The following is a 7,367-nucleotide window of genomic DNA, read 5'->3' on the forward strand; positions in this document are numbered from 1 at the left end:
CATGACGAACACATTCGGAGCCGAAGCCGCCGCACTCGTCGCGCAAATGACGATTACGGAGAAGCTCGATCTCGTCTGTGGAAACGGCTTGTGGCGCACAAAAGGTGTCCCACGGTTGGAACTTCCATCACTGCTGATGGTCGATGGCTCCAACGGCCTTCGCGTCGTGCCGGACCAAATTTCCACGGACACACAAAACACTGATCTCGGTGCATTCCTCAATGCGGTAGAGACGACGGATGATCCAGAAAAGCGGGACGACAACGTCCTTCTCGGCAAGAGCATCCCAGCGACATGCTTTCCTGCGCTGTCGGTTCTGGCCAATAGCTGGGACATCACGCTCGCTCACGAAATCGGAACAGCGTTGGCAATTGAATGCCGTGCTGCAGGCGCCCAAATCCTGCTTGGTCCAGGGATTAACCTGCGACGGTCACCACTGGCGGGACGAGGGTTTGAGTATTTCAGCGAAGACCCGATCCTGACGGGAGAAATGGCAGCAGGCGTCATCCGAGGATTGCAGGACAATGGCGTCGGTGCATCACTAAAGCATTTTGCCTGCAACAACTCAGAAACCGAACGCATCAGCATGGATTCCGTCGTTGAACCCCGCGCGCTGCATGAAGTTTACCTTTTGGGGTTTGAGCGGGCGATCGCCAAAAGCAGTCCATGGACGGTCATGACGTCCTACAACCGGCTCAATGGAGTGCAGACTGCTCAAAATTCATGGCTCCTGCGCGACGTTCTGCGTGGTCGGTGGAGTTATGCCGGCATGATTATGTCCGACTGGCATGGGATTCAGGATCTACCCGCCGCGATAAGCGCCGGAAACGACCTGGATATGCCATTCAATGCGGCCCGCAGACGACGCCTTAAAGACGCAGTCTCAGTCGGGAACGTGCCGACCCGAGTGCTAGATGAGGCCTGCATCCATATTGCTGCATTGACACTCCGCATCGCAGACGCGCAGCGCAGACTGACGGTGTCGCGCCCGAATTTCGTCGTACACCACGATCTTGCTCGCAAAGCCGCGTCCCGCGCCTGCGTCCTGCTGAAAAACCAGAACGATATTCTCCCCTTAACCCCAAAATCGTGCACCGGCCTTCTGGTCATCGGCACGGGCGCGGTCGCGCCCGAAATTCAGGGCGCAGGGAGCGCCGCCGTACGGCCTATTCGATGCGACATTCCACTGGAATGCCTGAAGACGATTGCGCCGATAGACGTACCCATCCAGTGGGAAGCCGGCTGGAGCGCAAATGGCGACGATGACGCCCTCCTTCACAACGCAGCCCTAGCTGCCGCAAGAAGTGCTGAAACTGTTATCGTATTCGCCTCGCCCCCACCCTGCATCAGCGGCGAAAACGCCGACCGTCCGAATCTGGCTCTTTGCCCATCGCATGATCGCCTGATTGCCGAACTGACGACGTTCCATAGTAGAGTCATAGTGGTTCTGACGCATCCGGACGCTGTCGTGCTGCCCTGGGCCGATAACGTACAAGCCATCCTTTCAGCAGGCTACGCGGGAAGCGGATACGGGAAAGCAGTGGCCGATATCCTGTTCGGACATACCAACCCTTCCGGAAAAACTTCCGTCACATGGCCTATGCGACCAGAAGACTGCCCTGCCTTTTTGGGATATCCCGGTGAACAAGGAAAGCACTTCTATCGGGAAGGCATTTTCGTAGGATACAGGTTTTTCGATATCCGCCAGATCAAGCCTCTTTTCCCGTTTGGACATGGATTATCCTACACATCCTTCACCTATGATGCCCTGCAATTAACCAGCACCCAGGAGGGTGCGTCGGTTCGATTTACAGTATCCAACACTGGAACCCGGGCAGGTCGGGAAATCTGTCAGCTTTATCTCCGACGCAGCCCAGCCGCAGCCAACCGGGCATTACCTCATCATCCCCTCCGGGCTCTGAAAGGATTTACGTCCGTTTCTCTGGAAGCGGGAGAAAGCCGCGTTGTAGACATAGCGCTGAATCGCCGCGATCTCGCCTATTTCGATACCGTGCGTGACGACTGGACCGTGCCTACCGGAACCGTCAGCGTAGATATCGGCGCATCCTCCCGCGATATTCGCCTGTCTGCATCTCTGCATATTGTGGGCGATGCGGCACCAACGCGGTGGCTCGACCTGCATACCCCTCCAGGACAAGTGCTGGAGATCTCTGGCGTGAAAAAAGATCTGGTCGCCTGGCTTGCTGATGTGACGGGCCAGAGTATTGTCGAAACCGAAACTCAGCTTGCTCCTTGCACGCGCTCCTTTCTCGGCATTTACGACACCTTATGCTGGTCGTTCGGGCTTGAACTCGACGAGACACGGCTGACACACATTCTTGATGACGCCAACAGACGCAGCCGCGCAAAAAAACCAGCCATTACAGCGAAACATATCCACAATGATTATTGATAGCACAGTCCCCCCCGCCCGCGCATGGAACACTTGGTCCGACCGACCGGGGGCGATGACGTTTCTTCCCCTTGGCGTTCATGTTACCCCCCTGCTCTACTCCACCAAGCAGCGCAGCGCGACCCTGCTTCCGCCAGGCAAGGACTTACTGTTTGGTCGTCACGACATGGAAGGACGGCTGGTCGAATTTGAGACCCAGCATAGCGGAACCCAGATTGCATTCCGTTATGATAAAAGCGATCCCTACTGCCTGCATGGCACATGGGATGGAAAAGTCCTCGCCGAATGGGGCCTGCGTTACTGGATAAATCTGTGCCTATCTTCCGAATGTGGCGCCACCGTAACCTATACCGGGAACGCCGCTGTCATCCGGCTTGGATATCGGTACGTTGCTCTGATGAGCAACACCGTACCGGTTCAAGTTACAGCACATGAAACGCTGGAATCCGCGGCAAAAGATTTCGACGATCACGGCTATTTCCATACGTCCAGCAGGGGAACATCTGCCCCCGTCATTACTTTACGATTTAACTTGGAAATGATGCGCACGGGGCGCTTCGTCGCAACCGTTGCGGATAGTGAAGAACTGGCGATCGCGAAAGCCCGGGGCGCGCTTGAAAGACCGCCTGAGACAGAGCCCGTACTACCAGCTCAGACCGGCCGGCACGCCGGAGCATTAGACGCAGTGCGCGATGTCATGGCGTGGAACACCCTTTATGACGGAATTAATCAACGCCCCTACACCACTTTCAGCCGGATCTGGAATCTGGGAACATTCGCGGTCTGGTACAACGATCAGACCTATTCCGCGCTGATGGCCGCTCTCCTCGATGGGGAGAGCGCGCGCGAAAACATGGCGGTGGCAACGGCGAGCGCAACGCCGCAGGGTAATTTTGCCTGCCTCACTACATCGAACGACACATGGGTGGATCGTACCCAAGCCCCCAATGGCGCATTCATGACGTGGATGATTTATTTGCGTCATCGCGAAAAATCACTGCTCGAATGTCATTACGAGGCTTTGTCCCGCAACCACGCCTGGTGGCGCCGCGAGCGAGACCCGGATGGTATGGGGTTGGTCTCATGCGGAACATCCGATGTCGGAGTAGCCCTATATAAGGGTACCCACTTCGGAGCCCGCAACGAAACGGGTATGGATAATTCCCCCACCCATGACGAAGCGCTCTACAACCCTGAAACACGCACACTGTCATTGCTCGATGTCGGACTGAACTGCTCTTTGGCACTTGATGCGGAGTGTCTGGCGCATATTGCACGAGAACTGGGACGCACAGAAGACGCACAGACTTTCAATGCACTGGCGAACGACACCCGCAGCAAAATTCGGGAACATCTATGGGATCATGAACGCGGTATTTTCGCCAATCGCCAGCGGCACGGCGGCTTCGTACGCAGCCTTGGTCCGACAAGTTTCTTCCCGCTGATCTGCGGTGCTGCCACATCAGAACAGGCACAGTCCCTGATCGGATATTTTTCCGATCCGGTTCGCTTTGACGGCTCCTATATGATCCCTAATGTCAGCCGGGATGATCCTGCCTTTGCAGATAACGTCTACTGGCGGGGCCGTATCTGGCCAAATGTGAATTATTTTGTGTGGCATGGTTTGCGGCGCTACGGTTTTATCGCCGAATCATCTCTGCTCGCCGAGCGCAGCATGGCGCTGTTCAACCAGTCATGGACGGACCGCAGAATTGCCGCAGAAAACTACTCGGCGACGACCGGCGAGGCCAACGACCAACCAGATACGGACCTGTTCTATTCCTGGGGCGCGATGCTGCCGATGCTGGGTGTTGCAGAGGTTATGGATATTAACCCCTGGGCAGGCTGGGAACTGCATAATACAGGCGCAGACGTCACACTTGGCCCGATCCACACCCCGATCGGACAGGTCATCATGACTGTTACGAATGGGCGACTGACGCTCTCCCGTGGACAGGAAGAAATCCTCTCCTGGACAGGAACAGGTCGCCTGACAAACCTCACGATCAGCGAAGGCCTCATGAGTTGCAACATCCATGCTCATGAAGACCAACAGGGAATTCTAACACCCGGCCCAACCTATGCCGCACGGATCGCAGAAATCCGTCTGGATGGCAGGATCCTTCCCGCTAGCCCAACCCAAGACATAGACCTGTCGGATATTCATTCCGGGCAACGTCTCGACCTTTATCTCGCACAGCTACCTGTGGCGTGAACACTTCAGTATTGCCTCACTGGTTCCGAAGACCAGAAAACCGTTTCCGAACTGCGGCCTTCTGGTTCTGGCATCACTTGCCCACGCCTCAGATGTGTCGCGAGGCCATCGCGGACATGAAACGCGCCGGGCTGGGCTGTATTCTTGTACAGGCACGGCTCGCCATGCCTCTGTCCGACTATCTTTCTCCGAGCTATCTGGCCCTGTGCCGTCTCGTCTCGGCTCTGGCAGATGAACACGGACTTAGCATTGAGATCTACGATGAATATGGTTGGATGTCGGGACACGGAGGTGGCCTTACTGTGCAGGGCGCAGATCACCTCCGCGAACGACACCTGTTCTGGACTTCCGGAATCCTCCAGAACGGGCAGGTCACACTTCAGATTTCAGACATCGATGCCACGTTTCTGGATTTTCTTGGACCGGCCGCAAGACGCTGGACGTATGAAAGCGGCAAGCCCCAATGGGGCTTGTGGCAGATCGTCAGCGGTGGCGTCATATCGTCCCGGACACTTCTTCAGCCTTCCCAGATCAGATTTCTTGAAACAGGCGATAGCGGTTGCACCGTACAAATCACTGCCCCGGATCTTCCGGACGGTAGCCCCGTTGCCCTCTTCGTAGCAGCGACATGCCTGACATCCCGGCTGGTCAATTACCTTATTCAGGAAACAGCGGAACGCTTTTCCAACCGTGTCTACGCCCCCCTGCGAGAGGCTTTTCCCAAAGCAGAGGCATTTTTCTTCGACCATCCTTATGCCGGTTTTTATACATGGAACGGTCAGAATTCAGCGTCCGGACCCGACGCAATCCACAATTCCCTTCTCTGGGACAACAGCCTGACTGAGACTGGTATCGACGGTATTGTCCTTTTGGACGCGGTTTATGGCACGGATCCACAAGCCGCATCGCAGCGCGCATATCTGTTTGAAACCTATGCCCGACAGATGCATCATGCCTTTTTCGGAACCCTCAGGCGATGGTGCGACGTACATGACATTGGTCTTACCGGCCATGAACTGTTGCCGCATGTCGGTGGCTGGAATCTTCTCGGAGGGCTGGGTGGTATTGATGCGCGCGTCGCTCCAGGTGGAGACTATTTTGGTATCGACACATTTAAAACCCAAAGCGTCACAGATGCCGCCGATTACAATCCCCAGCTTTCCGCGATATTGGGAGATTCTCTTGCCCGTGCGCATGGGCGTACGCGTTGCACGGTCGAACAATATTCTACTGGACGGGAAGTAGGTCGACCATCCTTGCATGGACAATGGGACCTTTCACTTTCCCGGCTACGCGCCCAGATGATCCGTCATATATTTCAGGGCGCACGCCGCGTTTTGCTCCATGCCCTCTTCCTTCCAGACGCGCTTCATCCAAACCCCGATCACCAGTCAGCCCCCCGTTTCGACTTCGCTCCCGGCTTCAACCTTCAACCCTGGTGGGACGACGCACCGGACGTTCTGGAAGAACTCGCACGTCTCTCAGCTTTTCTGGAAGGTGGAGTGCCGGTGCGATCCGTAGCCTTGTTCTATCCTCTTGAGGATCTGAGGGAAGGCAGAAGCTCCCCAGACTGCGCAGATCATTTCGGCTTGTGGGCCGAGGCACTAATGAACGCAGGCATCGGATATACTGTTATTGACGAAAAGCAGATCAATGAGGAAACTGTCTTCAATGGTTGGCTGCATCTGACGTCAGGGCAGTTCGATACCCTCATTCTGCCAGACGTTACTGTCGTCCATGACCCGAAAACTCTCTCAATCCTTGAAGAGTTCTCTCGTACAGGAGGACGCATTCTCAGATCAGGCAGCACATCAACCGTCTCCCGGAATGACAGAACACGGCGCTTCGAAGGACCGGCTATCCTTACGTCAGACATTGCTTTCTTCATCAAAGACGCCTTCCCCTCACCACTCATGTCCATCGAAGGACAGTCTCAAAGAATTGCAGTGCAGAAATTAACCCCGTCCCTGCTGCGCGTAACTGTCTTCAATGATTCGGATCAGGAGAGAAGCGCCAGACTGACCGCGACACCACAGGAACGAACCCTTCTGGAATGGCAATGCGAAACAGGAGAGGCAATGTCGCCGGTCTTCATCTCCGCAAATACGACATACGTCTTCCCCCTAAAACCCAAACAGCTTTTAGCTTTCGAATTGTCCGTCACAGTCTCGGAAACCCGCAGCTTCCCAATGAACAAAGCCCCCTGCCCTTCAACACCTTATAAAACAATTCTCGAAACGGACTGGCTTTTTCAGACCGGTCCAGACAGCAGTCCCGTCCCTATCTCCGTCGAGTGTGGCTGGGAACAACAGGGATTTGGACATTTTTCGGGCACAGGAATTTATACTCTGCACCTCCCTCATTTCAACAGGTTCAACAAACAGAGCCTTTCCCTTATCGTCCCCAAAATTTCGGGTACGATGAGATGCTTCGTGAATGAAATACAGATAGGCAAAAGCATCGAAGATAACGCATCGTTCCTTCTACCTTGCTTAGATCAGCCCTTTAAAATTAGCATACATATCCGCAATACCATGGCAAATACTCTATATCCTGCAATGGATACACCCTTAAAGCCAACGGAATTTCCTTGCGGTTTGCTATCTGCACCATATATTTCAGCTTCATGACCATTTGACCTGGGCTCAAAATTTATAGCCAGAAGATAACGGTTGCGGCGAGGTAGATGGCTGAGAAGAAGACATTCGAGCATCTGTCATAGCGTGTTGCGACCCGCCG

3 protein-coding genes and 1 pseudogene are annotated in these 7,367 nt (G+C 54.9%); 3 read left to right on the forward strand and 1 reads right to left on the reverse strand.

Features of this window, described 5'->3' with window-relative positions; translation table 11 throughout:
* The first annotated feature begins 1 nt into the window (after window position 1).
* From GSP01_RS11625 to GSP01_RS11635, 3 genes are all read left to right on the forward strand, one after another.
* Window positions 2-2,413, forward strand: a complete 2,412-nt coding sequence (locus tag GSP01_RS11625) for a beta-glucosidase family protein (RefSeq protein ID WP_141353743.1) — start codon at window positions 2-4, stop codon at window positions 2,411-2,413.
* Between the two features lie 55 nt (window positions 2,414-2,468).
* Window positions 2,469-4,628 (forward strand): MGH1-like glycoside hydrolase domain-containing protein, encoded by a 2,160-nt coding sequence (locus tag GSP01_RS11630; protein ID WP_228123977.1) that lies wholly within the window; start codon window positions 2,469-2,471, stop codon window positions 4,626-4,628.
* A gap of 869 nt (window positions 4,629-5,497) precedes the next feature.
* A complete protein-coding gene (locus tag GSP01_RS11635) occupies window positions 5,498-7,258 on the forward strand; it encodes a hypothetical protein (RefSeq protein WP_167495537.1) in 1,761 nt (586 codons plus the stop codon).
* Window positions 7,259-7,280: 22 nt separating this feature from the next.
* Here the strand turns inward: GSP01_RS11635 and GSP01_RS11640 are convergent.
* Window positions 7,281-7,367, reverse strand: a pseudogene (locus GSP01_RS11640) (IS5/IS1182 family transposase); the annotation flags it as partial.

This window comes from Gluconobacter sphaericus NBRC 12467 (genome assembly GCF_006539125.1).
GTDB lineage: Bacteria > Pseudomonadota > Alphaproteobacteria > Acetobacterales > Acetobacteraceae > Gluconobacter > Gluconobacter sphaericus.

Excerpts from the sequence above, each read along its gene's own strand:
- GSP01_RS11625 (WP_141353743.1), top strand. The coding sequence starts at position 2 with ATGACGAACACATTCGGAGCCGAAGCCGCCGCACTCGTCGCGCAAATG.
- GSP01_RS11630 (WP_228123977.1), top strand. The coding sequence starts at position 2,469 with ATGACGTTTCTTCCCCTTGGCGTTCATGTTACCCCCCTGCTCTACTCC.